The sequence below is a fragment of the Streptomyces durocortorensis genome (genome assembly GCF_016901035.1).
In the GTDB taxonomy this organism is placed as follows: domain Bacteria; phylum Actinomycetota; class Actinomycetes; order Streptomycetales; family Streptomycetaceae; genus Streptomyces; species Streptomyces durocortorensis.
This window is the reverse complement of the sequence record NZ_JAFEUF010000006.1, coordinates 22,530-44,149: the sequence shown is the minus strand read 5'-3', so window position 1 is coordinate 44,149 and position 21,620 is coordinate 22,530. Positions and strand designations below refer to the sequence as shown.

19 protein-coding genes and 6 pseudogenes are annotated in these 21,620 nt (G+C 69.8%); 14 read left to right on the top strand and 11 right to left on the bottom strand.

What is annotated here, in order from left to right; all coding sequences use genetic code 11:
* Nucleotides 1–1,006: 1,006 nt before the first annotated feature.
* The 3 genes from JS521_RS02560 to JS521_RS02545 all read left to right on the top strand — a co-directional run bounded on the left by JS521_RS02560 (nt 1,007) and on the right by JS521_RS02545 (nt 2,813).
* Nucleotides 1,007–1,144 carry a hypothetical protein gene (locus JS521_RS02560; protein WP_239486692.1) on the top strand — a complete coding sequence of 46 codons (138 nt, stop codon included), beginning with the start codon at nt 1,007–1,009 and terminating at the stop codon, nt 1,142–1,144.
* A 486-nt stretch (nt 1,145–1,630) separates the two neighbouring features.
* Complete coding sequence (locus tag JS521_RS02550; protein ID WP_030118896.1) at nt 1,631–1,858, top strand: hypothetical protein; 228 nt, start codon at nt 1,631–1,633, stop codon at nt 1,856–1,858.
* Nucleotides 1,859–2,384: 526 nt separating this feature from the next.
* Nucleotides 2,385–2,813, top strand: a complete 429-nt coding sequence (locus tag JS521_RS02545; RefSeq protein ID WP_307847749.1) for an SRPBCC family protein — start codon at nt 2,385–2,387, stop codon at nt 2,811–2,813.
* A gap of 949 nt (nt 2,814–3,762) precedes the next feature.
* Here the strand turns inward: JS521_RS02545 and JS521_RS02540 are convergent.
* The 5 genes and pseudogenes from JS521_RS02540 to JS521_RS02520 form a co-directional block, all read right to left on the bottom strand.
* Entirely contained in the window at nt 3,763–5,232 is a 1,470-nt protein-coding gene (locus JS521_RS02540) for an oxygenase MpaB family protein (RefSeq protein ID WP_205081061.1), read from the bottom strand.
* Complete coding sequence (uppS, locus tag JS521_RS02535; RefSeq protein ID WP_205081060.1) at nt 5,229–5,948, bottom strand: polyprenyl diphosphate synthase; 720 nt, start codon at nt 5,946–5,948, stop codon at nt 5,229–5,231. The genes JS521_RS02540 and uppS overlap by 4 nt, the downstream gene beginning before the upstream one ends.
* Before the next feature lie 439 nt (nt 5,949–6,387).
* Nucleotides 6,388–6,558, bottom strand: coding sequence for a hypothetical protein (locus JS521_RS02530; protein WP_239486691.1), 171 nt, complete (start codon nt 6,556–6,558; stop codon nt 6,388–6,390).
* A 438-nt stretch (nt 6,559–6,996) separates the two neighbouring features.
* Nucleotides 6,997–7,200: pseudogene (locus tag JS521_RS02525) on the bottom strand (NAD(P)/FAD-dependent oxidoreductase); the annotation flags it as partial.
* The gene (locus tag JS521_RS02520; RefSeq protein WP_205081093.1) at nt 7,197–7,619 is read right to left on the bottom strand and encodes an arsenate reductase ArsC; all 423 of its coding nucleotides are present in this window, start codon (nt 7,617–7,619) and stop codon (nt 7,197–7,199) included. The pseudogene JS521_RS02525 and the gene JS521_RS02520, both read right to left, overlap by 4 nt.
* A 96-nt stretch (nt 7,620–7,715) precedes the next feature.
* On the opposite strand from JS521_RS02520, the gene JS521_RS02515 reads away from it, so the two are divergent.
* The 5 genes and pseudogenes from JS521_RS02515 to JS521_RS02495 all read left to right on the top strand — a co-directional run.
* The gene (locus JS521_RS02515) at nt 7,716–8,024 is read left to right on the top strand and encodes an ArsR/SmtB family transcription factor (RefSeq protein WP_205081059.1); all 309 of its coding nucleotides are present in this window, start codon (nt 7,716–7,718) and stop codon (nt 8,022–8,024) included.
* The gene (gene arsB / locus JS521_RS02510; protein WP_205081058.1) at nt 8,021–9,133 is read left to right on the top strand and encodes an ACR3 family arsenite efflux transporter; all 1,113 of its coding nucleotides are present in this window, start codon (nt 8,021–8,023) and stop codon (nt 9,131–9,133) included. Before JS521_RS02515 ends, arsB begins: the two co-directional genes overlap by 4 nt.
* Nucleotides 9,130–9,552, top strand: a pseudogene (locus JS521_RS02505) (NAD(P)-binding domain-containing protein); the annotation flags it as partial. The gene arsB and the pseudogene JS521_RS02505, both read left to right, overlap by 4 nt.
* Nucleotides 9,553–9,761: 209 nt before the next feature.
* The gene (locus tag JS521_RS02500) at nt 9,762–10,265 is read left to right on the top strand and encodes a MarR family winged helix-turn-helix transcriptional regulator (protein WP_205081057.1); all 504 of its coding nucleotides are present in this window, start codon (nt 9,762–9,764) and stop codon (nt 10,263–10,265) included.
* Between the two features lie 132 nt (nt 10,266–10,397).
* Nucleotides 10,398–10,947: pseudogene (locus tag JS521_RS02495) on the top strand (IS701 family transposase); the annotation flags it as partial.
* A gap of 150 nt (nt 10,948–11,097) precedes the next feature.
* Here JS521_RS02495 and JS521_RS02485 read toward each other — a convergent pair.
* The 4 genes and pseudogenes from JS521_RS02485 to JS521_RS36355 form a co-directional block, all read right to left on the bottom strand.
* Nucleotides 11,098–11,583, bottom strand: coding sequence for a GNAT family N-acetyltransferase (locus JS521_RS02485; protein ID WP_205081056.1), 486 nt, complete (start codon nt 11,581–11,583; stop codon nt 11,098–11,100).
* 48 nt (nt 11,584–11,631) lie between these two features.
* Nucleotides 11,632–12,006, bottom strand: a complete 375-nt coding sequence (locus JS521_RS02480) for an ArsR/SmtB family transcription factor (protein WP_205081055.1) — start codon at nt 12,004–12,006, stop codon at nt 11,632–11,634.
* 215 nt (nt 12,007–12,221) lie between these two features.
* Nucleotides 12,222–12,374, bottom strand: coding sequence for a hypothetical protein (locus JS521_RS36360; RefSeq protein WP_239486690.1), 153 nt, complete (start codon nt 12,372–12,374; stop codon nt 12,222–12,224).
* 131 nt (nt 12,375–12,505) lie between these two features.
* A pseudogene (locus JS521_RS36355) lies at nt 12,506–12,751 on the bottom strand (FAD-dependent oxidoreductase); the annotation flags it as partial.
* 186 nt (nt 12,752–12,937) lie between these two features.
* Here JS521_RS36355 and JS521_RS02470 point away from each other — a divergent pair.
* From JS521_RS02470 to JS521_RS02455, 4 genes and pseudogenes are all read left to right on the top strand, one after another.
* Nucleotides 12,938–14,341, top strand: coding sequence for an NAD(P)-binding domain-containing protein (locus tag JS521_RS02470; RefSeq protein ID WP_205081054.1), 1,404 nt, complete (start codon nt 12,938–12,940; stop codon nt 14,339–14,341).
* A 402-nt stretch (nt 14,342–14,743) separates the two neighbouring features.
* Nucleotides 14,744–16,018, top strand: coding sequence for an APC family permease (locus JS521_RS02465; RefSeq protein ID WP_126932045.1), 1,275 nt, complete (start codon nt 14,744–14,746; stop codon nt 16,016–16,018).
* A gap of 271 nt (nt 16,019–16,289) precedes the next feature.
* Entirely contained in the window at nt 16,290–16,760 is a 471-nt protein-coding gene (locus tag JS521_RS36345) for a hypothetical protein (protein WP_239486689.1), read from the top strand.
* Nucleotides 16,684–17,375: pseudogene (locus JS521_RS02455) on the top strand (transposase); the annotation flags it as partial. The gene JS521_RS36345 and the pseudogene JS521_RS02455, both read left to right, overlap by 77 nt.
* A gap of 15 nt (nt 17,376–17,390) precedes the next feature.
* Here the strand turns inward: JS521_RS02455 and JS521_RS02450 are convergent.
* Both JS521_RS02450 and JS521_RS36340 read right to left on the bottom strand, forming a co-directional pair.
* Nucleotides 17,391–18,581 (bottom strand): IS110 family RNA-guided transposase, encoded by a 1,191-nt coding sequence (locus JS521_RS02450; RefSeq protein WP_205081053.1) that lies wholly within the window; start codon nt 18,579–18,581, stop codon nt 17,391–17,393.
* A 207-nt stretch (nt 18,582–18,788) separates the two neighbouring features.
* Nucleotides 18,789–19,139, bottom strand: a pseudogene (locus tag JS521_RS36340) (trehalase-like domain-containing protein); the annotation flags it as partial.
* Nucleotides 19,140–19,477: 338 nt separating this feature from the next.
* Between JS521_RS36340 and JS521_RS02445 the strand changes: the two are divergent.
* Together JS521_RS02445 and JS521_RS02440 are read left to right on the top strand one after the other, a co-directional pair.
* Entirely contained in the window at nt 19,478–20,716 is a 1,239-nt protein-coding gene (locus tag JS521_RS02445) for a PP2C family protein-serine/threonine phosphatase (protein ID WP_205081052.1), read from the top strand.
* A gap of 332 nt (nt 20,717–21,048) precedes the next feature.
* Nucleotides 21,049–21,615, top strand: a complete 567-nt coding sequence (locus JS521_RS02440; protein ID WP_205081051.1) for an RNA polymerase sigma factor — start codon at nt 21,049–21,051, stop codon at nt 21,613–21,615.
* Nucleotides 21,616–21,620: the final 5 nt, after the last annotated feature.

Below are 21,620 nucleotides of genomic sequence, written 5' to 3'. Positions count from 1 at the left end.
CACCCGACCTCCACCAAGCGGTCCCGGTCCCGTTGAGCGGTCGCGTCCGCCCCGGACTCCCGCCCCACGCCCCGCCCGGTTCAGGCCCGAGCGCGACGAGCAGTTTCCCCTCGTCACGCATCTCGTAGCCGGTGTTCAGACGGTCGACAAGCTGCGGCCGAGGCGCGGTCCACCGCAGCGGCGACGAGACCGTCGTAGGGCCCTTCTCGGTGTTCGATCACGTTCAGGTCCGTACTGCGCAAGGCGTCTCCGTCGGGATCCCCATGCCACCAAAGATCAGCGGCATGGCCTGCGAAGCTGTGCGGTCAGCTCAGGAAGCTCAACCGAACTTGACGGTTGGGATGAGAGATATTCGTGTCCACCAAACTCCGTTGAGACAACTGTCTGCCCGCAACTCGTAGCCGAGATAGCCGACGTAGCCGACGTAGCCGACGTAGCCGCAGACGAAATCGAACGGCAGATCGCGGGAGGGGATACGGCGCCGCTCCAGCTCGTCGTGCAGATAGTCGAAGACGGTGCCCCTTACCTCGGTGGTGGCCGTCGGCGCCGGTCACGGCCACCGTCCCGGAACCGGCGCGGTAGCGGACGGTCTCGGACAGAGGGCCCGAGGCGTCGCCGAGGAAGGAGAAGCGCGACCGGCCGCGTTCCACGCGTGAGCTGTCGAGCCAGAAGGCGTGCGTGCCGGCGGAGAAGAGGTCGCGGAAGACCGTCTCGGTGTCCGGCTCCACCGCGAGGCGGCGGTGGTGCAGTTCGTACTCAGCAGCGGGTCGGTCGGATGCGCGCTCGGCAGGCACGGCCGGTACCGCACCGGGGCCCGTAGGTCGCGCTCGCGAACCGGCCGTCGGGGCACCGCCCGGTGGGGTGCCCTCAGGCCGGGCACCGCTGGGCCCCGTGCCGTCGGTCGGTGCGCCGAGGGGTGTGTTCGTGGGTCCGGTCCGCAGCGCGGTCCCGGTCGGGCGCAGCGTACGGGGAAGCCTGCACCGCACCTTGCGCCATCAGCCGCGCCATGGCCCGGGCCGAGACCGCCTGGCGGGAAACCCTCCGCTCGATCACCATCGCCGACCTCGCCACCGACGTCACCTCCGACTACGGCCCCGGGGCCCTGGGCAGGATCAGTACCTGGCTGAACACAGCCGGCACCTGAGCACCACCACCCGGCACGGGCGGGGCTCGGACCGCCGAGGCGCCTCGGCGGTCGGACCAGCCTCAAGCTCGAGCAAGCGCCGGGGGCGAGGCCACCCTCCCCAGCACCCGTCGGCGTTCCTCAACGGACGCACGGTCAGGCAACCGAGGCGTAGTGCACGATGGTGCCCTCGCACGGCCCCTCGGCGTAGACCTGCAGCGCTTCGAGTGCGCGGTCATCCGCGGTGGGCTGCCGGGTGGTGAAGGGGGCAGCCACGATGCGGGTGGAGACTCTGCCGGTTCAGAGACCGTCCGCCCAGAAGCGGGCTCGCCGCTTTGGGCGTCCGGTGTCAGGCCGGGGCCGGTGCGCTCTTCTCCACAGGTACCGCCGCAGGGCCGATCAGGTCTTCCGTGCCGGGATCCCCGCGTGCCGCGTCCATCACCCACCGGTCTTGTGGTCAGGGTGACTTCACACGCATATGCCTATGACACGAAGGAGAGACCGCTCATGATCCGTCGTATCGCCATCACCCTGGCAGCTGTCACCGCAGCCGGTTTCATCGCCGCGGCCCCCGCTTCGGCGAACGGCCTCGACGCCCACGCCGGCGGCCACGCGGGCATCGAGGCGGGGTGGGCCATCGGCGAGTACCAGAACCTCGGCGGCCCGTACGGCATCACCACCGTGAAGGGTCAGGCAGCCTACTTCGACGCGGAGCGCGGCTGGATCGTTCGCTGACCCCGCCACCAGGCGTACACAACCGCCGCATGGCTCCCGGATGAGAGTGAAGGGCCTGCGCCGTAATGGCTCCGCCCCTTCACTCTGCCGTCTCCCGATGATCAGCGCCGGCCACCGGAGCGGTGACCACGGGCCCTTACATGGATGCCCCGCCATCAACCCCATGCCCAGGCTCGGTGCCGGCGGGCGGCGGTCAAGGGCCGCGTTGCTCTCGGGCGTGAGAGGAGTCGGTTGCGGACTCGGGTGGGGGTGGTGTCTGTGGCGGTGAGGAGGGCGGTGGGCAGCAGGCTCGCGTGGGTGGTGGATACCTCACTGAGTACGGTGGTGAAGGCGGAGGGGACGCCGTCGGTCTCGCTGTCAGGCTCTTCGCCGCGGTGACGGGCTGGTCGGTGGAGGGGCGTTCTGAAGAGTTCGGTCTGTTCGTGCCACCAGCGGGCGGGTGCCGGGGTGTGCCGGGCGTGATCGGGGGCACCCCAGGGGGACATCCCCCACGAAGGAGAGCATCGTGTCGCAGGTTGAATAGTCCATCGAGGTCAACGTCCCGGTCAGTGCCGCGTACAACCAGTGGACGCAGTTCGAGAGCTTCCCGCAGTTCATGGAGGGGGTCGAGCGGATCGAGCAGCGTACGCAGACCCTGACGCACTGGAAGACGAGGATCGCCGGTGTCGAGCGGGAGTTCGACGCGGAGATCACCGAGCAGGTCCCCGACGAGCGGGTCGCCTGGACCAGCGTCGGTGGCGAGGCCAAGCAGGCCGGCGTGGTGACCTTCCACTACATCGACGACACCACCACCAAGATCATGCTCCAGCTCGACCACGACCCCGAGGGCCTGGCCGAGACCGTCGGCGACAAGCTCGGCTTCGTCAAGCGCCAGGCCACCGGCGACCTCAAGCGCTTCAAGCAGTTCATCGAAGCCCGCGGCACCGAGACCGGCAGCTGGCGCGGCACCGTCTGACCCGCACCGTGCCGAACGCCGCGCCGCGCGCCGCGCCGCAGATGGGCGATGCGGCTGTCCGGTGGGCCCGGCGGTTCGGCAGCCAGCCGCCGGCTGCCGGCACCCGAGCAGGATGGGGGCGGCGCGGTGGCGCTGCCCTCTGTACGACTCCAGCAGCTGAAGCACCTGCTCGTCGGCGCCGCCGCGGGCGTAGCCGATCTGGACGGGAAGGTGGAAGTCGCCGAGGGGGAGGGCGTCGGGGCTCCAGGGGTACGTTGCAGCGCTTCTGCGGCGGCGGTCCACGCGCCGATGCCGGGAGCGAGTTGGAGGCGGGTCATCGCCTCCGGCAAAATCGTGTCTGCGGCTTCTTCCAGGCGCGGGGCGTAGAAGCAGCCGCGCAGGATCTCGGCTGCTCCGGCCCGGGGCCACTCCCGGCTCGGCACCATCCGCCAGGCGGCGGCCGACGGCAGGATCCGCATCCCCTCAGGGACCGGGCCCGGGGTTTCTCCACGTAACGGTTCAGCAGGCGCCGCCTGGTGCAGTGGGCGGCGCCGGTAGTGATCCGCTGCTCCAGCACACTCGGCACGAGGGACTGCGTCACCCGCCCCGTACGGGCCATCCGCTGCTCGCAGTGAGTACGATGCGGGCGGCCGCCACCACTCGGTGACGAGGCCGGAGCACGGCCGGCTCATGCTCCGCACCGAGCGGGGCCGGAAACTGCTCCAAAGCCGGTCGGCGCCCGAGCCCCCGCCGTACCCGTGATCGGGCGTCCGGCCCATGCTCCTGGACAGGGATCAGGAGTTCCCGGGGGCAACTCGCCCATCACCCCGAGGGGTGCACCGCGTCTGACACCCCCTGACCTGCACCGGCCGCACCTGTCCGCCCTCGGCCGAGGCCTCACCGAAACAATCGCGCCACCACCGTCCCGCAGGAGAGCGTGCAGCCGTGGCCGCCGACCTGCACGAGTTCGTCAGGCGTCGGCCAGCAGGGCGTCGTACGCGGTGTTCCTGCGTTGGCCTGCCATGAAGGCGAGGAAGTCGCCCACGAAGGCGCTGCGGCCGTAGGTGCCGTCGGTGACGGTGATGTCGCGGTGGAAGGCGGTGCGGAAGAGCGCCCGGTGTTCTTCGGCGTTGATGGTGCCGCTGCCGTCCTTGTCGGTCGCGTCGAAGAGCACCTCGGCAACGCGGATGAGCGCGGGCCCGGCGAGGGAGGGGACGGCTGCGGCGTACTCGTCGGCGCTGACACGGCCGTCACCGTCCGTGTCGAGGGCGGCCTGGAGTTCGCGCCACCATGCGGCGAAGGCGTCGTAGAGCCGGGTCTCCTCGGGTTCGTCCAGGTCGAGTCGGGTGGCCAGTTCGCGTGCCATGGCGGCGAGGTCGGGCCAGTCGAGGTAGCCGTCGCCGGTCTGGTCCAGCACCTGACGGAAGAACTCCTCCGCCGAGCGTTGGCCTCCTCCCGTGCCCTGTGAGGTAGCGGGGTCCGGGCCGGGGCCTGCGTCGCCGCTCAGTGGTGTGAGGAGGCGGAGCAGGGCCGAGGCTTGTTTCATGCGGGCGCGCAGCGCGGTCACGGTCCGGGCGCGGGGGTCGTCGCTGTCGGGCGAGAGGGAAAGGGTCTCGATGATGGTTTCGGCATTGATCCAGCCCTCGGGCAGGAACCGGGTGAGACCGGCGGCGAGGTAGGCGCCCTGCATGAGGGTCGGGGTGCCCGGCATCTCGGCCAGGCCGGCCTTGCGCCGGTAGGGCTCGGGGAGCGAGGCGACGGTGATCGCGCCGAGGAGGGGGCCGACGACAGCGCGGCCGGCCGCCCACAGGGCCGGCATGCCGTCCAGCAGTGCCGGGGCGGGCAGGTGGTCGAAGAGCCGGTAGAGGATGAGGCGGGCGGCCTCGGTGTTCTCCAGCTCGTCCTCGACGACCCTGTCGAAGTAGCGCCAGAAGTCGTTGAGGTCCTCGGGCAGTTCACCGGCGTCGCCGTCGAGTGCGGCGAGGAACGCACGGTACTCGCCGTACAGCCGCTCCATCGTGGCCTGGTCGAGCGGCTGGCCGCTGAGCCGGCACATGGTGACGGCGCTCTCGAAGAGGGTGGCGACCACCCAGGCGCGGGTCGCGCGGTCCATGGCGTCGTAGGCGCGGCCGCGGGAGTCGGAGCCGCTCATGCGGGCGTGGAGCCTGTTGAGCCGGGCGGCCTCCCGGTCTCGTACCGCTGGGTCGGCGTCGAACATGCGCCGCATGCTGAGGAAGGTGTTGCGCAGTCGGCGCCAGGGGTGGGCGACGAAGGTGGAGTTGTCGGCGAGAGCGGCTCCGATCTGCGGGTGGGCGGCCTCCAGTACGGTGGCGCGGATGATGGCCAGCGCCCAGCGCGGGTCGTCGAAGAAGGCGCGGAACGGCGGTTGCATGGCGAGCAGGGGTGCATCGTCGGCCGTTCCGGTGGTTCCGGTCGTCATGACAGGTCTCCGTTCATCTGGGGCGGGATGCCGCCGAAGCGGCGGTCACGGCACCGGTAGGTGTGCAGGCAGGTGAGGAAGTCAGGGGCCCGGAAGTCCGGCCAGAGCACGGCGGGAAAGACCCACTCGGCGTAGGCGACCTGCCAGAGCATGAAGTTGGAGATCCGCTGCTCGCCGGAGGTGCGGATGACGAGGTCGACGTCGGGGGTGTCGGGAAACGGCAGGTGGTCCGCGAAAAGCCGCTCGGTCACGTCGTCGGCTTGCGTCCCGTTACGGATCAGCGATCTGGCGGCTTCGACGATGTCTCGGCGCCCGCCGTGGTCAAAGGCGACGGTGAGCGTCATCCCCCGGTTGTCGGCGGTCAGCGCCGCAAGGTCGTCGAAATCCTGGGCCAGCTCCCGGGGGATGCGTGGGTCGGCGGCTCCGAGGAAACGGCAGCGGATGCCGCGGGCGAGCAGCAGGGGTGCGTGCTTGCGCACAACCCGGCGGACCAGGCGCATCAGGTAGTCGACCTCGGTGCCGGGGCGGTTCCAGTTCTCGGTGGAGAAGGCGTACAGGCTGAGCCACTCGACTCCGGCCGCCCGAGCCGCCTCGATGATGTCGATGACGGTGGCTTCGGCAGCCCGATGGCCCGCCGTCCGTGGAAGCGAACGCCGCTTGGCCCAGCGGCCGTTGCCGTCCATCACGCAGGCCACGTGCCGCGGCACCGCGCGCACCGGCCCAGTGTCCCGGCGTTGGTCGTCGCCGGGCCGTCGCCCACCCGGCGCGCCTCCCGTCGCCTTGTATGCGCGATGGACACCGTGATCGGTCAACCCAGCCCCGTCTCCCCCGGGGCGGCACGATCGGTCTTACCCCGCTCGATCACGCCCGCCCCGTATCGCCCGTACCCACGCTCCACCGGAGCGTTCCCTCCTCGGAGTCTGGCGGCACGGAAGGGCGCTGACCGGCCGAACGGGGACCCGTCACCCTTGGCGCAGATGCCCGATTCACTTCGGCAGCGGCAGCTCTGTCCGGTAACCACATCTCGTCGGCGAGGTCTGCCATGCCTCCCGCATCCGGGCCGCGGCCTCCTCCAACCGCGGGGCGTTGGCGAGCAGGCGCGCAGCGTCGCCGCCGCTCTCAACCGGTCGGTGCCGGCCGGGCGCCATCCCCAGCTCAGTCCTGCTCGGGGCCGTGAAGGAAACCGGGCACCCAGCGAACGGGAGCCCTGGCCGGGAAGAGTGTCACCCGTACGCCGAAGTCGATCAGGATTTCCTTCAGCGCCTGTACATCCGCTGCACGGAACCAACGGTCGGCGACCGTCTCGCCGGTCGGCCGCCGGACCATGCCGGGCTGCCGCCATGGTTCAGCCTCGAGAGCGTCGAGCTCCCGTCCCGGCGCGGCACACCAGTCCCGGAAACCACACGGCGGCGTACAGGCCGGTCGCCGGAGACCTCCCAGTCGTCCGCCCAGCCGATGGTGCAGGCCCCGACGGCGGCGGCCGTGAGCACATGCTCGCACTGGCGCTCAGGCGAAGACGTCGCCAGCTTCACGCGCGACAGCCGCCGCACTCCGAGCAGGCACTTGCCGCATCCGTCGTAAGTTCGTTCGACCGCATTGAGGTCCGCACCGCGCAGGTCTTCTCGCCGCTCGAGCGCGCACAGTACGGAGAATCGGCCGGCACACCCCAGCTGAACGATCTTGTTCAGCCGAGGAAGCTCAGACGAACCTGACGGTCCGGATTGTCCCGTTTCGCGTCCACCAAACTCCGTCAGGACCGACCGAGATGTTCTCCATCAGGACCGGCCCGTCGACGCCGTCGGGGAAACCGGGAAAGTTCTCGACCTCGGTGGTGGTCGTGAGGGAGCCGCCGACGATGACACTGCTGCCGAACAGCAGTGGCCTCAGCTGGGCGCGGGCGGTGTAGAGGGCGGCGGTGTATCCGGCGGGGCCGGAGCCGATGATGACGACCTCGCGTATCTCGCTCACGCCGTCGCCTCCGGCTTCGCCGGGGCGATCTCGGCGATCAGGCCCTCGACGAGGGTCTTGATCTCGTCGCGGATCGGGCGGACGGCGTCGACACCCTGGCCGGCCGGGTCCTCCAGCTTCCAGTCGAGGTAGCGCTTGCCGGGGAAGACGGGGCAGGTGTCTCCACAGCCCATGGTGATGCAGACGTCCGACTCGCGGACCGCGTCGACGGTGAGGATCTTCGGCGCCTCCTGGGAGATGTCGATGCCGACCTCGGCCATGGCCTCGACTGCGGCCGGATTCACGGCGGCGCCCGGGTTGGAGCCGGCGGAGCGGACCTCGACGCGATCTCCGGCCAGATGGGTCAGCCACGCGGCGGCCATCTGGGAGCGGCCGGCATTGTGGACGCAGACGAACAGGACGGACGGCTTGTCGGCCATGGTGATCGCTCTCTCTCGTCGCATGGCGGAACCCGGCCCGCCAATGACTTCAGCTCCCGCTGGTATCAGCGGGTGATGATGTGAGAGTATCAGTGCATGCTGACTTCAGTCGATCCTGATGTGATCCGGGTGCTGGGCGATCCGCTCCGCCTCCAGATCGTGACCCTGCTCGCGCGCGAGACGCTCTGCACGACGCACCTGGTCGAGGAGACCGGAGCCAGGCAGACCAACTTGTCCAACCACATGAAGGTGCTGCGCGAGGCCGGGATCGTGGAGACCGAGCCCTGCGGCCGCTTCACCTACTACAAGCTCAAGCCCGAGGTCCTGGCCGGGCTGTCCGAGCAGTTCGCCGCACTGGCCGACTCCGCCCGCACCGCCACCGAGAACAAGAGGGCCTGCCCGTGACCTCCACCGAGCCCACCACCGTCCCCGCTCCGGCCGGCGGTGGGGACGACTCGATCGTCAAGAAGCTCTCCACCCTCGACCGTTACCTCGCGGTGTGGATCCTGCTCGCCATGGCCGTCGGCCTGGGCCTGGGCCGCCTCATCCCGGGGATGAACGACGCGCTCGCGAAGATCGAGATCGGCGGGATCTCCCTGCCGATCGCGCTCGGCCTGCTGGTCATGATGTACCCGGTCCTGGCGAAGGTCCGCTACGACCGGCTCGACCGTGTGACCGGCGACCGCAAGCTGCTGGTCTCCTCGCTGGTCATCAACTGGATCGTCGGCCCGGCGGTGATGTTCGCCCTGGCGTGGATCTTCCTGCCTGACCTGCCCGAATACCGCACCGGCCTGATCATCGTCGGCCTCGCCCGGTGCATCGCCATGGTCATCATCTGGAACGACCTCGCCTGCGGTGACCGCGAGGCCGCCGCCGTCCTGGTCGCGCTGAACTCGGTGTTCCAGGTGTTCGCGTTCGGCCTGCTGGGCTGGTTCTACCTCGACCTGCTGCCCCGGTGGATGAACCTCGGTGACGGCCAGGGCCTCGATGTGTCTGTGTGGCACATCGCCCTGAACGTCGTCATCTTCCTCGGCATCCCGCTGCTGGCCGGCTTCCTCACCCGCCGTATCGGCGAGCAGAAGATGGGCCGCGACACCTACGAGCAGAGGTTCCTGCCGAAGATCGGCCCCTGGGCCCTGTACGGGCTGCTGTTCACCATCGTCATCCTCTTCGCCCTGCAGGGGAAGACCATCACCTCGCAGCCGTTGGACGTGGTGCGGATCGCTCTGCCACTGCTGGTCTACTTCGCCGTCATGTTCTTCGGCACGTTCCTGCTCGGCAAGGGCCTGGGCCTGGCGTACGACCGCACCACGACGCTGGCGTTCACCGCAGCGGGCAACAACTTCGAACTGGCCATCGCGGTCGCCATCGCCACCTTCGGCGTCACCTCCGGTCAGGCGCTGTCCGGAGTCGTCGGCCCGCTCATCGAAGTCCCGGTGCTGATCGGCCTGGTCTACGTCGCGCTCGCCTGGCGAAGGAGGTTCGCCCCCGGCACGGTGACGACGGCCCCCTGACCCAGGACGCAGATGTGGTGGTCGACGGCGGCCAGGCTGGGCTCGCCACCGGCTACCACGTGCCCCGACGCGACCTCGACTTCGTCATCCTGGACGCGGAGGCGACGCCGGGCAGGTCCTCCCGGCAGCACATGCGGGACTCGCTGCACCTGTTCTCCCCGGCCGCCGATTCCTCGCTGCCCGGACGGCCCATGCCCGCCCAGCCGGGCGGGAGGTACCCGGAAGCCGGGCACGTGGTGCACCACCCCACCGACTGCGAGAAGCGCTACGAACTGACCGTCCTGCACGGCGCCCGCGCGGGCGCCGTGCGCCGCGGCGGCGCGAGACTCCGGGTCGAGGCCGACGCGGGCACCTGGCGAGCCCGTGCGGTCATCAGCGCCACCGGCACCTGGACGCGGCCCTTCCCTCCCGCCGTCCCAACACTCCACTGCGGTTTCGTGATCGACCCGCTGACCGCGGGGGCGAGCGGTCGTCGGCCGTCACCGCGTCGGGCCGGGCGGGGTGTCGTGAGGCTGCGGCGACCCTGAGGATGACGGTGGTCGGCGTTCCGGCGCACAGCCAGGGCGAGTTGCAGTGAATAGTTCATTCCGGTGGTTCAGCGCTCCGGAGAAAACGTAGCGTCGCGATCATGGAATCGCTGATGGGTACGACCACTGACCAGGCACCGGCGAACCCGGCCGCCACCGATGACATGCTGGCCACTCAGCCGATCGGATACTGGAGTGGCTTGGTACACGCGGCCGTCACTCGGCATCTGCGTGACGCGATGGCCAAGCTTGACGTCACGCAGCCGCAGTACTGGGTACTCAACCGTGTCAACGGCGGCCCTGCGGCTCCGAGCCGCGAGGAAGTCGTCGCCCAGTTGACGCACCTTGCCGACGGCCCCCACGAAATCGCCGGGGTCGTCGACCAGTTGCTCCACCGCGCATGGCTGCGGATCGACGACAGGCAGCGCCTGCACCTCACGGATGCCGGGGAGGCCGCCAGAGCGCGGCTTCGTAAGTTGGCGACCGAGGTACGCGCCGTAGTCCACAAGGGGATCAGCGACGAGGAGTACGTGGCCGCGCTGAAGGTACTTCGCACGATGGTGGCCAATGTCGAGGGCGACGGAGCCTCTGGTAACCCGGTCTGATGTGGCGATCTCGCAACGGACCCGGCTGACGACGCGTGCGGCCACCGCGTGATCATCGGCGGTTGTGCGGACTCCTGAAGAGCGTGCGGTGGTGGCCGCAGGCCACAGCGAGACCCGACCCGCTGGCGGGCGATGTCCGGCCAAGTCACGGTCCGGATCGCAGGCCGGTTCGGGCGAGTTGAACCCCGGGCCACGGCCCGCACCTACCTGCTCGGACGACTGTCGAGCGTCGAGCGGAAGAACGGTTGGCAACTGGCCGAACAGGCCGGCCGCACCCAGCCCGGGCCGATACAGCGCCTGTTGGGACGCCGATGCCGTCCGCGATGACCTGCGTGCCTACGCCGTCGAATACCTCGGTGCTGACGGCGTTCCCGTGCTCGACGAGACCGGCTTCCTGAAGAAGGGCCGGGCTTCGGCGGGAGTGCAGCGGCCGTGCACCGGCACTGCGGGACGCATCGAGAACGCCCAGGTCGGGGTGTTCCTCGACTTGGCCACCGAGCGGGGACGGGTCCTGATCAACCGTCGGCTCTACCTGCCCGAGCATCCTGGTCCCATGACCCCGAACGCCGCTGGCATACCCGAGACGGTGCAGTTCGCCACCGAGCCCTGTCTGGCACAGGAGATGATCGCCGCCGCGCCGGAGGCCGGCATCACCGCTTCCCGCGTGGCCGGTGACGAAGCCCTACCCACCGCCGGCACCCGGGCTCTGAGCCGGCCGCGGCTGAACCTGCTCGGCCATGGCGACCGGACCGGCCCGGCGTCAGCCCCACTCATCGGCGTCGGTCGCCCTGCCCGCGATGCCGCACACGAGATCGCACAGCCGAGCTGACGCTCAAGTGATGGCCGGGCTGCGGCGCTCGAGAAGGAGGACATCGCGCCAGACGCCGTGATGGCGCCCGATCCGCTCCCGCGTGCCGATGACCCGGAAGCCGGCCCGCTGATGCACGGCGAGGCTGGCGGCGTTCTCGGGGAAGATCCCGGACTGGACGGTCCAGATACCGGCCCGCTCGGTCGATTCGATCAGCGCCCTGAGCAGGGTGGCAGCGATCCCGCGACCGCGGGCCGCCGGATGGACGTAGACGGAGTGCTCGACCACCCCCGCGTACGAGCACCGGTCGGAAACCCGGCTCGCCGCGACCCACCCCAGCACCTTCCCGTTCGCCTCGACGGCGGCGAAGCGGTGCTCGGGCAGCTTCGCCGCGTCGAACGCTTCCCACGCCGGGGCGGTGGTCTCGAAGGTGGCGTTCCCTTCGTCGACCCCCGCCTGGTAGATCGCCAGCACCTGCTCGGCGTGCTCTGCCGCCAGTGGCACGACCATCACACTCAGTGCCCCGCCCACCGCACCCGCCCCCTGTCCGTCCGGTTGTCAGGCCGCGGCCGGCATGGCCAGCAACTGGCCCATCGCGGCGAGCACCGACGGCTCGACCCGGTAGTACACCCAGGTGCCGCGCCGCTCGGAGGTGAGCAGACCGGCCTCCTTGAGCTTCTTCAGGTGGTGGGAGACGGTGGGCTGGGACACGCCGACGTCGGAGATGTCGCACACGCACGCCTCCCCGCCCTCGTGCGAGGCGACGGCGGAGAAGAGCCGCAGCCGCACCGGGTCACCGAGCGCCTTGAACATCCGCGCCGCGGTTTCGGCCTCCGGGGCACTCATGGGGCGCTCGGTCAGCGGCGGGCAGCACGGCACCACACCCTGGCCACCGGTGGGTTCGAGTAGCGGCAGCTCCTGCACGTTCGACATAAGTCTATGTTGACACACGTCGAACCAGCCTGGGGAGGGTCGTCATCGGCACACGAGCCGGGCGGCCACGCGCCGGGCGATCCGCTCCGCGTCCCGGCCGACACCACGCAGCCAGTTCGAACGAGCTGCCCCGGAGGGCGCACCGGAAGCCGGCCGAGAGGCGCGGCGTCCAGGCCGGTGCGGGCCGTCCAGAAGTGCAGGTCCCGGCCGAGGATTCACTGGGCGGCGAACTGCACCGGCCCGCGGGTGGCGAGCGTGACGCGGGCGGTTACGGCGAGCTCGGCGGCGATCTGCGCCGCGGAGCTGCTGGCCCCGACCACCACCAGTCGGCCGCCGGCGAAGGGGGCGGCTGCGGCAGTCGGCAGCATGCAGCACCTGCCCGGTGAACTCTGCCAGACCCGGCAGCGCCGGCCGGGGCGGTCGACCGAAGGTGCAGGGAAGCCGCGACGACGGCCCGCGCCCTGAGCCGGTCGCCACCTTCGAGGACCACGCCGAACGCAAATCCGGTTCGGCGTACGGAGGTGACGCGCCGAGCGGTGCGGATGTCGGCGTCCAGGCGGTCGGCATAGGCGGTGAGATAGGCCACAACCTCGTCGCGATGCGGGTAGCGGTCCCGGTCGGCGCCGGGGAACGACATCGCGGGCAGGGAGCTGTACCGGGCCGGCGAGAACAGCGTGAGGCTGTCGTAGTAGCGCGGCCACGACCCGGCCGCACGGTCGGATGCCTCCAGCGCCACCGGCCCCAGCCCGCGGCCCAGCAGCGCGCGGGCGGTGGCGAGTCCGGACCGGCCGCCACCGATGGCGGCAACGTTGATGTGCTCCGTGAAGCATCCCCTGAATTCGATAAATGTCTATGTTGACGCCCATCAATACAGGTGCGATGCTGGGCCGCGCAAGCCATCGACAGATGTCGAACCACGCAAGGAGTCACCGTGAACGCGCCCGCCACCCCCGAGCTGCCCGTCGCCGTGATCGGAGCCGGTCCCTCCGGCCTGGCCGCCGCCGCCCACCTGCTCGACCAGGGCATCGAGCCCCTGGTCCTCGAAGCCGGTCCCGCCGCCGGCGCAGCGGTCCGCGAGTGGGCGCACGTCCGCCTGTTCTCCACCTGGGGTGAGGTCGTCGACCCCGCTGCCGAGAAGCTCCTCGCCCCCACCGGCTGGACCCGTCCCGACCCGGCCACCTACCCCTCCGGCGGCGACTGGGCCGAGCAGTACCTCCAGCCGCTCGCCGACGCCCTCGGCGACCGGGTCCGCCTCGGCACCACGGTCACCGGCGTCTCGCGCACCGGCCGCGACCGCATCGTCGACGCCGACCGCGAGCAGCAGCCCTTCGTCGTGCACCTCACCCACGCCGACGGCCGCGAGGAACGCATCTTCGCCCGCTCCGTCATCGACGCCTCCGGCACCTGGGCCACGCCCGGCCCGGCCGGCGGCAGTGGGCTGGCCGCCCTCGGGGAACACGCGGCGAGCGACCGGATCACCTACCGCGTCCCGAACCTCAAGAACCCCGCCACCCGCGCCCGCTACGCCGGCAGGCGCACCGCCGTGATCGGATCCGGCGCCTCCGCGTTCACCGCCCTCGCCTACCTCGCCGACCTCGCCAAGTCCAAGGACGGCACAGGCACCAAGGGCGTCTGGATCCTGCGCCGGGGCATCTCCGGCTCCACCTTCGGCGGCGGCGAAGCCGACCAGCTCCCCGCCCGCGGCGCCCTGGGCCTCGCAGCGAAGGCCGCCGTCGACGAGGGCCACGCGGACGCCGTGACCGGCTTCCGCACCGAAGCGGTCGAACGCGACACCGACGGCCGCCTGACCCTCGTCGGCGAGGACGGGCGCCGCCTGGACGCCGTCGACGAGCTGATCGTGCTGACCGGCTTCCGCCCCGACCTGTCCTTCGTCAACGAACTGCGCCTGGACCTCGACGAGCGCCTCCAGGCCCCGTCCGAGCTCGCGCCGCTGATCGACCCCAACCAGCACTCCTGCGGCACCGTCTACCCCCACGGCCACCGAGAGCTCTCCCACCCCGAACCCGGCGTGTACCTCGTCGGGATGAAGTCCTACGGCCGCGCCCCGACGTTCCTCGCGATGACCGGCTACGAGCAGGTCCGCTCGGTAGCCGCCGCGATCGCCGGTGACCTCGCCTCCGCCGACCGCGTCGAACTCACCCTCCCCGAGACCGGAGTCTGCGGCGGAGCCGGCCTTTTCGACACCTCCGACACCAGGGAACCCGACAGCGAGGGCTGCTGCGCGCCCACCCCGCCTCTCGTCCAGCTCGGCACCCCCACCACGGTCGGCGCAACTGCCGAAAAGGCTCCAGCAAGCGGCTGCTGCAGCTCGTGACCAACCGGGGTGCCCCCGACGAGCTGGTCCAGCTACTGACCGAAGAAGGCCCATGCGCGACGTCCGAGTTCGCACGCTCCGGGCCGAGCCGACTGCCTCGGGGAGTGCGTAGCCGCGAAGATCCGCTGGAGTCTGACCGCGGATGACCGTGAGCTTCACGCGCTGAAGGTGTATGCCGGCCCCGGCGTCACCGAGCCGCCCGGCATTCTCGACCTCTACGCGTTCATCCCCTCGCACCGCGCGCGCCGGACTCCGCGACGAGCAGCGACCGCCGACTGACACCAGTACCCCGGCCCACAGGTGGGGCAAGCCGCGTGCTGTTCAGGTCGATCGCTTATCGTGCCCGCGCACCGCGAAACTGTCCGCGAGCGCATTCGGCAAGGAGAGAACACCGTGAGCAGCATGCCTCCGCCCGCAGTCGGGCTGCCGGGCGAACTCCGGAGGCGCCTCGGCGTGCCGGACGCGGTGATGATCGGGCTGGGGTCGATGATCGGCGCCGGAATCTTCGCCTCGCTGGCCCCGGCCGCCCGCGCGGCCGGATCCGGCCTGCTGCTCGGACTGGCCCTGGCTGCGGTCGTTGCCTACTGCAACGCCACCTCTTCCGCCCGGCTCGCCGCCCTCTACCCGGCCTCGGGCGGTACCTACGTCTACGGGCGCGAACGGCTCGGCCCCTTCTGGGGCTACCTGGCCGGCTGGGCGTTCGTCGTGGGCAAGACCGCCTCCTGCGCGGCGATGGCGCTGACCGTCGGCTCCTACGTCTGGCCGGGCCATGCCCACGCGATCGCGGTGGCCGCCGTGGTGGCCCTGACCGCCATCAACTACGCGGGCATCCAGAAGTCCGTCCTGCTCACGCGCGGCATCGTGGCGTTCGTCCTGGCGGTGCTCGCCGCCGTCGCGACCGCCTCCCTGACGTCCGACGGGGTGGACACGGCCCGCCTGGGGATCGGTGCGGACGCCACGGCGGCCGGTGTGCTGCAGGCGGCCGGGCTGCTGTTCTTCGCGTTCGCCGGATATGCCCGCATCGCCACCCTCGGCGAGGAGGCCCGCGACCCGGCCCGCACCATCCCTCGGGCCATCCCGATCGCCCTCGGCATCACCCTCGTCGTCTACGCCCTCGTCGCCGTCTCCGTCCTCCTCGTCCTCGGGCCCGGCGGGCTCGCCTCCGCCACCGCCCCACTCACGGACGCCGCCCGGGCAGCCGACGCCGCCTGGCTCGTCCCCGCCGTACGCGTCGGCGCGGCCGTCGCAGCCCTCGGCTCCCTGCTCGCCCTCATCCTCGGTGTCTCCCGCACCACCCTGGCCATGGCCCGCGATCATCACCTCCCCCACGCCCTGGCCGCTGTGCACCCGCGCTTCAAGGTCCCTCACCGGGCCGAACTCCTCGTCGGCGCCGTCGTCGCCGTGGCCGCCGCGACCACGGACGTACGCGGAGCTATCGGGTTCTCCTCCTTCGGCGTCCTGGCGTACTACGCCATCGCCAACGCCTCCGCCTGGACCCTGACCCCCGACGAAGGCCGCCCGGCGCGGATCATCCCAGTCACCGGCGTGGCGGGATGCCTCGTCCTGGCCTTCGCCCTGCCGCTGTCCTCCGTACTCACCGGAGCCGCCGTCCTCCTCATGGGCGCAGCCACGTACGGCATCCGCCGCGTCAGCACACACCACCAGCAGGGCATCTGATCAGCTTTTCACGCCGATGTAGGTGATATATCCGTTTCCATTCGCCAGGTTGGGACGGATTCTTCGGTCAGTTCGGCGGACATTTTGTTAGTCATCGGACAGGCGCCTCGGGTATCACGCAAAGGAAAAGCTCCCACAACCTGTCTGGCACCAGTTGCCGCCCCACCTCCATGCCATGGACAACGAGGGCCCCGGCCAACCGTCGACAGGAATGGCGCTCGATGCTGGCTCGAACGATTCCCGGCAAGCATCTTCGAGAGGCATCACCGCCATGACCGACTACCTGCAGGCCGTCTACGCGATGCTGGGCCCCGGAGAGGAACGCCACGCCGACCCTGCGGCCTGGCTCAGCCTGGAGGAAGAACTCGGCAGGACGTTTCCGGGGGACTACAAACAGATCGTCGACGCGTATGCGCCGGTGCAGATCAACGGCCACCTCACCCTGTCTCACCCTGCGTCAAGCTGGTGGAACCTGGGCGAGGAGATCCGCTCGGCATCAGAAGTCTGGGCCGATAGCAATTGGCAGTCCTACATCACTGGGCCGGACAATGAGCTTCTTCGAGTTGGCCACCGATCGGGTGATGGGCCGTGGGGCGCAACGGACGAGGCCCCCGGGCTGTTGATCGAGATGTCTGACGTCTCGACAACACTGCTCGGGGGCCTCGTTGGTCATCCATCCTGCCGCACTCGACCTGCCGGATGCACTCGTGGAGTGGGTCACCATGCTGGTCATCACCCGTGAGGGCGACCGGCGCTGCAAGCTCCGCCCGTCCCAGCGCGCGATGGTGGCACTGGTGTACCTGCGCGAACACACCACGCTCGCGAAGATCGCCGCCGGGTTCGGGATCAGCGAGTCCACCGCCCACGCCTACACCAGCACGGTCGTCGACCTGCTCGCCGAACGTGCACCGGGCCTGCTGAAGACGCTGCGCGAGCACGAACCCGACTTCGTCCTGCTCGACGGCACCCTCGCCGAATGCGACCGGGTCGGCGACGGCCGGGCCGACTACTCCCACAAACACCGGCGCCACGGAGTGAACGTGCAGGTCGTCACCGACCCCGGCGGCCGGCTGCTGTGGCTCTCGCCCGCCCTGCCGGGCCGCACCCGCGACCTGACCGCCGCCCGCACCCACCGGATCATCCGGATCTGCGAGCGCCAGGGCGTCCCGATCCTGGCCGATCTCGCCTACCAGGGCGCCGGCCCGTGGCTGACCACCGGCATCAAACGCTGCAGGAACTCACCCCCACCGAAAAGACCCTCAATCAGGCACTGGCCGCAGCGCGAGCACCCGTCGAACGCGGCGTCGCAAGGCTGAAGTCCTGGCGGATCTTCCGCAGGTCCCGATGCAGCCCCAACCTCCTAATGGTGTTGTCAAGTCGAGGCAGTGACGGGGAGGTCGCTTTGGTAGCACTGTCCGTCACGGATGAGGGCCCACAAGACGTTCACCCGTCGGCGGGCCAGGGCGAGCACGGCCTGGGTGTGCCGTTTTCCTTCAGCGCGTTTGCGTTCGTAGAACCGGCGCGACGCGTCGCAGGTGCGGATGCTGATGAGCGCGGAGGTGTAGAAGACGCGCTGCAGCCCTCGGTGGTAGCGCCTGGGCCGGTGAAGGTTGCCGCTGATGTTGCCGGAGTCCCGGGGAACCGGAGCGACTCCGGCAAGGCTGGCCAGGCGGTCGGCGGTGCCGTAGCGGCTCATGTCACCGGCGGTGGCGGCGAGGAACTCAGCGCCCAGCAGGGGGCCGATGCCGGGCACGCTGGAGATCACTTCGGCGAGTTCGTGGGCGCGAAACCGGGCCGCGATGAGCTTGTCGATCTCAGCGATCTGCTCGTTGAGGCTCATCACCTCGTTGGCCAGGGTGTGGATCACCTGCGCGGTGATCTTCTCCCCGGGGACGGCGGTGTGCTGGCGCTCGGCCGCTTCGAGGGCTGCCTCGGCCAGGGCTTCGGGGGTGCGGACCTTGCGGTTACGCAGCCAGGTCGCCAGCCGTTTCCCGCCGGTCCGGCGTAGGGCGGCGGGGGTCTGGTAGCCGCTGAGCAGCATCAGCGGCCCTGCGTTGCCAAGGTCGAGGATTCGTTCCAAGGCCGGTAATATTCCGGTGAGTTGACCGCGAATGCGGTTGATCCGGCGAGTGCGGTCGGCGTTCAGGTCGCTCCGGCGGTTGGTGAGGACCCGCAACTCGATGGCGTGCTCGTCGTCCGGCCTCAGGACCGTCAGGTCCCGGCGCATCCGGGCCTGGTCGGCGATGACGGTGGCGTCCTTGGCGTCGGTCTTGCCCGTGCCCCGGTAGCCGGCCGAAGCCCGATTGACCGCCAGGCCGGGTATGTAGACGAGGTGCTGGCCGTGGTTGAGCAGCACGCTGATCCACAGTGCGGCCATGCCGTCGGCGACATCGACCGCCCAGACCACGTCCTCGTCGAGGGCCAGCACATCGGAAAGCAGGGCCAGGAGCTCCGGCTCGTCGTTCAGGACACGTCGCGACAGCAGTCGTGCGCCCTCAGTGTTCAGGACCACACCGTGGTGATGGGTCTTGCCGATGTCTGTACCCGCCCAGATCTGGGCCACCAGTTCCTCCGGTCGTTCGATGAAGCTCTGCTCCCCGGACGACCTCGCCGGCGTGGTCCTACTCAGCGATCCGCTCGCGGGCGTTCGCAGCTCCTAATCAGCGGCCGGGTCATCGTGAGACACCGGGCGGCCAGGTTAGGGGAGCCATCGAGGGCAACCGCATGAAAGCCATACACGGTGTCTCTGGGCCTCTGGACCTTACGACGGCCCGTCCAACCCGCGAACAAGGTAGGACCGCATGACGTCAATCGCCAAAGCAGTCCTCACACTGGAGCGGCAACGCTGAAGAAGCTCAGTGACTCGAACCGTTCCCGATTCAGTCTCCCACCAGGTATCCAGGATGAGGGTGTCGTCTCGATAGGCCCGACGGGAACATCGCTCCGCGCCCACCGGTGCGACACGCCAAAAGCCGTTGTCGTCAGTGCCGATCAGGGAAGCGAAGCATGCGGGGGAATCGAAGCGCGGAAGGCAGAGCCAGTCGATCGCCCCATCCTGGGCAATCATGGCAGCGCTTTCGAGGTCTCCTATGAGGGCGTAGTTCTCGATTGGTTTACTCATGATCGGAATACGCCGTCGAACACAAGCCGCTCCCTTCATTTTATGGCATCTCACGCTTTCGCCCACCCTCCCACTGACCGGCCGGCCCGACCTCAGCGAGGCGTCCGTCGGCGCCTTCCTCACCGATGACGCCATGCCCCTGGCCAGTCAAAGCACCCCGTCCGGACAAAGAGCCTATTGAGGTTCAGACTGGAACCGCAGGGCCATCGCGCAAAAGCACGGGTGCCTGTTGCGGAAGGACCGGGGTCGATCACCGTGGAGCGCAGAGGAGACATGAGGAGCGTCGGCTGCGAAGCGGGGCCCAACGGGCCCGAACCTGCGAGAGAGGAGTCGCGGCCATGACCCGTCGCCCGAGCGATCTTCCCCGGCTGCTGACAGCGGCGGAGACGGCAGCGCCGGTTGAGGCCGTGGCCGTGGTCGCGGAAGATCTGCGCAGGCGTTTCGCGGCTACAAAGGTCTCCTTCCTCATCGTGGATCTGACCGGCCGAGCGCTCGCGCGGCTCTCCACCGCCACCGCCACGGGCAGCGGCGGGGAAACGGAGCGGATCCCTCTGTTCGGGAGCGTCTACGAGCAGGTGATCCGCACCCAGCGGCCGCATCACGAGCCCGCCGGACAAGAACAGCGGGTAATCGTTCCTGTGACCAACCGAGGGGACGCGATCGGCCTGCTCGAACTGCTCCTGCCGGCCGGCAGGAACAAGGAAGACGTTGTGCACGCTGTCGGGGAGGCCGCTCACGCACTGGCCTACGTCGTGATCGCCAACGGGCGCTTCACCGACTTCTACACCTGGGGCAAACGCACCAGGCCCCCCACCCTGGCAGCGGAGATCCAGTACCAGCTGCTTCCGCAAGCCCTGTCCTGCGAAGCCGCGCAGTTCACCTTCAGCGGGAGCCTGGAGCCCTCCGAGGACCTCAGCGGCGACACGTTCGACTACTCGCTGGACCGCGACACCCTGCACCTGTCGGTGACCGACCCCATGGGCCATGACCTCGACGCAGCCCTGGCGGCCACCGTCCTGGTGGGCGCCCTGCGCAGAGCCCGCCGCGCCGGGGCCACCCTCGCAGAACAGGCCCGCCAGGGCGACCAGGCCCTGGCCACCCACGGACATGGCCACGCCACCGGACAACTGCTGCGCATCAACCTCCACACCGGGCAAGCGAAGCTCGTCAACGCCGGCCACCCCTGGCCCCTGCGCATGCGTGCAGGCTTGGTGGAAACCGTCCCCTGCCAGGTCGACCAGCCCTTCGGGCTGGCCGTCGTCTCACCCCGGCCCTACCGCGTCCAGACCCTGGACCTGCGCCCCGGAGACCGGCTCCTCATGCTGACGGACGGCATGCTCGAACGACACGGAGAGAAGGTCGACGTGGCTGCCTTGCTGCGGCAGACCCGCAGCCTGCACCCACGCGAGACCACGCTGATGCTGACCTCCGCCGTACGCGACGCCGCTGGCGGCCGCCTCGAAGACGACGCCACTGTGGTGTGCCTGGACTGGCACGGCCCACAAGAAGACCACCGCCACGTCAGCTCCGGCGCGGACACCCACCAAGCCTCAGCCGCCCGCCCACCCAACCGTTGACCACGCCACCACCGCCCGACCCACCGACTCAACGACGTTGGCGTTGTCGACGTTCGTGCGAGTCCGCCCGTACGGCAGCCGTGAAAAGAAGGCCCCCACGCCCCAGCCTCCGCTGAACAAGCGGCACGGACTCGACGAACGTGCATCGGCAGAATTCATGGAGTCAGGCGTCCCCGTGGCGCGAACGGACCGGCCGAGATGCGCCCGCCGAGCCTTCGTGGTCACCTGACGTTACGGGCACCACTTAGCTACGGCCTCGTCCCGAGGGACCCGCTACGGCCGGCGGCAACGCGACCCTCCCCAAGTCCAACGAGCCCATCCGGAGACGGCTGGTGTCCGAGCGAACTGTTCCGACTTCGTCCGACTGTTGCCCGAACGATTGCGGCGCCCTCAGGCACGGCGACACCGTGCGGGATTCCTTCGAGAGCATCTACACCCACTGGCATCCACAGGTGCTTCGCTGGGCCAGACGCCGCTGCGTCGATCCTCAGGAGGCCGAGGATGTCGCGCAGCAGGTGTTCGCCGACGTCTGGCGCTACTCCGGTAGGTACTGCTCTCGCCGGGGGGAGATCGGCCCCTGGATCTACGGCATCACGGTGCACAAGGCCGCCGACGCGTCTGCCGCCGTCGCCCGCAGATACGGGGGGTTGCGCCGTCTGATACGGAGCCCCGTCGCCGCGAACCCTGACGTCGGTGCCGGAGCCGTCGAGCGGGTGCACATGGCATCCTCCCTGTCGGAATTGCCGGACCGAAAGCGCGAGGTCCTCTTCCTGGCCTATTACCTGGACCTGACTCAGCCGGAGGTTGCGCGGCTTCTCGACTTGCCCTTGGGGACGGTCAAGAGTCACACCAGACGGGGTCTCAGGGCTCTCGCCCACCTCCTCGACGCACATGCGTGAAGGTA

Excerpts from the sequence above, each read along its gene's own strand:
- JS521_RS02560 (WP_239486692.1), top strand. The coding sequence starts at position 1,007 with ATGGCCCGGGCCGAGACCGCCTGGCGGGAAACCCTCCGCTCGATCACC.
- JS521_RS02550 (WP_030118896.1), top strand. The coding sequence starts at position 1,631 with ATGATCCGTCGTATCGCCATCACCCTGGCAGCTGTCACCGCAGCCGGT.
- JS521_RS02540 (WP_205081061.1), bottom strand. The coding sequence starts at position 5,232 with ATGACGACCGGAACCACCGGAACGGCCGACGATGCACCCCTGCTCGCC.
- JS521_RS02530 (WP_239486691.1), bottom strand. The coding sequence starts at position 6,558 with ATGGTCCGGCGGCCGACCGGCGAGACGGTCGCCGACCGTTGGTTCCGT.
- JS521_RS02520 (WP_205081093.1), bottom strand. The coding sequence starts at position 7,619 with ATGGCCGACAAGCCGTCCGTCCTGTTCGTCTGCGTCCACAATGCCGGC.
- JS521_RS02515 (WP_205081059.1), top strand. The coding sequence starts at position 7,716 with ATGCTGACTTCAGTCGATCCTGATGTGATCCGGGTGCTGGGCGATCCG.
- JS521_RS02500 (WP_205081057.1), top strand. The coding sequence starts at position 9,762 with ATGGAATCGCTGATGGGTACGACCACTGACCAGGCACCGGCGAACCCG.
- JS521_RS02485 (WP_205081056.1), bottom strand. The coding sequence starts at position 11,583 with ATGGTCGTGCCACTGGCGGCAGAGCACGCCGAGCAGGTGCTGGCGATC.
- JS521_RS02480 (WP_205081055.1), bottom strand. The coding sequence starts at position 12,006 with ATGTCGAACGTGCAGGAGCTGCCGCTACTCGAACCCACCGGTGGCCAG.
- JS521_RS36360 (WP_239486690.1), bottom strand. The coding sequence starts at position 12,374 with ATGCTGCCGACTGCCGCAGCCGCCCCCTTCGCCGGCGGCCGACTGGTG.
- JS521_RS02465 (WP_126932045.1), top strand. The coding sequence starts at position 14,744 with ATGCCTCCGCCCGCAGTCGGGCTGCCGGGCGAACTCCGGAGGCGCCTC.
- JS521_RS36345 (WP_239486689.1), top strand. The coding sequence starts at position 16,290 with ATGACCGACTACCTGCAGGCCGTCTACGCGATGCTGGGCCCCGGAGAG.
- JS521_RS02445 (WP_205081052.1), top strand. The coding sequence starts at position 19,478 with ATGACCCGTCGCCCGAGCGATCTTCCCCGGCTGCTGACAGCGGCGGAG.